2 protein-coding genes are annotated in these 2,078 nt (G+C 54.3%); both read left to right on the plus strand.

What is annotated here, in order from left to right:
• The first annotated feature begins 155 nt into the window (after positions 1–155).
• A complete protein-coding gene (locus tag ACRC1E_RS12145) occupies positions 156–1,298 on the plus strand; it encodes an ABC transporter ATP-binding protein (protein ID WP_438515353.1) in 1,143 nt (380 codons plus the stop codon).
• A gap of 13 nt (positions 1,299–1,311) precedes the next feature.
• Positions 1,312–2,078: ABC transporter permease subunit (locus ACRC1E_RS12150; RefSeq protein ID WP_438515354.1), on the plus strand; the 767-nt coding region annotated here is incomplete at its 3' end.

Below are 2,078 nucleotides of genomic sequence, written 5' to 3' on the forward strand. Positions count from 1 at the left end.
GCTATTCGGCGGCATATTAGCGGGTTTAATGGGTTTGCCAAGCCTTTGTCATTTTAGTGGCATGGCAATTGCTTGGTTGTTGCATGTTTAAAATGCTGTTCGAAAAAAATAATAGCTTGTGCACGATGCCAAGCCTACATCTAGGGAAAAACCATATGCTGGAAACTATTGTGGCCCCATCCACCAGCGCCAAGGTGGCTGAAAGTCAGCCCTATCTGAAAATTGCCGGAATCGTCAAAAAGTTTGGCGACAATTTTGCCGTCGATCATGTCGATCTGGAAATCCGCCAGCATGAGATTTTTGCTTTGCTGGGCAGTTCCGGCTGCGGCAAGTCGACACTGTTGCGCATGCTGGCCGGCATGGAGCGTCCGACTTCGGGCAAGATTATTCTGGATGGGCAGGACATTACTGCGCTGGCTCCGTACGAGCGTCCGCTCAATATGATGTTCCAGAGTTATGCGCTGTTTCCACACATGACGGTAGAGCAGAACATTGCCTTCGGCCTGAAGCAGGATGGCCTGCCCAAGGACGAAATTGCCAACCGTGTTCTCGAAATGCTGGATCTGGTGCAGTTGCGCAAGTACGCATCGCGTAAGCCTTACCAGTTGTCCGGTGGCCAGCAGCAGCGCGTGGCCTTGGCGCGTAGTCTGGCCAAACGGCCGAAAATGCTGCTGCTGGATGAGCCTCTGGGTGCGCTGGACAAGAAGTTGCGCCAGCAAACCCAGCTGGAGCTGGTCAATACGCTGGAAAAGGTTGGTGTGACCTGCATCATGGTGACGCACGATCAGGAAGAGGCGATGACCATGGCCACCCGTATCGGCATTATGAGCGAGGGCAAACTGCTGCAAGTGGGTACGCCGTCACAGATCTACGACTATCCGAACTGCCGCTTTACCGCCGAATTCATCGGCGATACCAATCTGTTTACCGGTGCCGTAGTGGTGGACGAGCCGGATCGTGTCGAAATTGAAACGCCGGATCTGGGGAGCCGCATTCAGGTCAATCACGGTATTACCGGCCCCAAGGGGATGGAAGTCTGGGCCAGTATCCGTCCGGAAGATGTGCGTATCGATATCAAGCCGCTTGCACCGGGCGCGAACACCGCACGCGGCAAGATCAAGGAGATTGCCTATCTTGGCAGCTTCTCCATCTATCACGTGCTCTTGCCCAGCGGCAAGGTCGTCAAGGCCATGGTGCCGGCCAACCGCTGGTATGAGGCGGGTGAAACCGAGCCGACCTGGGACGATGAAGTGTATGTCAGCTGGCGCGCCGACATGCCCGTCGTACTGACGGCTTAAGGGAGGAGAGCTGATGGATATCCAGCGTTTTGCCAAGAAGTGGCTTAAGCCCGGCCGCGGTAGCGTGATTGCCCTGCCTTACTTATGGCTGGGGATCTTTTTTCTGATTCCGTTTTTTATCGTACTCAAGATCAGCTTTGCCGAGCAGGAAATTGCCATTCCACCGTTTACCAGCTTGCTGGCTTACGAGGAGGGCTTTCTCGATATCAAGCTCAACCTGTCTAATTTCATCTACATCTTCACCGACGAATTCTATGTCGACACCTATATAAGCTCGCTTAAGGTGGCATTTGTCACCACCGTGCTCTGCCTGCTGCTGGGTTATCCGATCGCGTATGCCATTGCCCGCACGGACCCGGCACGACGCAATGCGCTACTGATGCTGGTGATGTTGCCATTCTGGACCTCTTTTTTGCTGCGGGTGTATGCATGGATGGGGCTGCTTAATGATAACGGCCTGATCAATACTTTCTTGCTGTGGACCGGCATCATCAGCGAGCCCTTGAAGATGTTCCATACCGACTTCTCGCTCTACTTGGTGATGTTGTATGCCTACCTGCCGTTTATGATCCTGCCGCTGTTCTCGCATCTGGTGAAGATGGACGTGCGCTTGCTGGAGGCGGCGGGAGATCTGGGTGCCAAGCCGCTCAAGGCCTTTGCCACCATCACTTTGCCTTTGTCCAAAAACGGCATTATCGCAGGCTCGATGCTGGTGTTCATTCCGGCGGTTGGCGAGTTCGTGATTCCGGAGCTGGTCGGTAGCTCGGAGACGCTGATGAT

This window comes from Craterilacuibacter sp., assembly GCF_051659485.1.
In the GTDB taxonomy this organism is placed as follows: domain Bacteria; phylum Pseudomonadota; class Gammaproteobacteria; order Burkholderiales; family Chromobacteriaceae; genus Craterilacuibacter.

Bases quoted from the DNA above. Each gene is read 5' to 3' on its own strand.
- ACRC1E_RS12145 (WP_438515353.1), top strand. From the start codon at position 156: ATGCTGGAAACTATTGTGGCCCCATCCACCAGCGCCAAGGTGGCTGAA.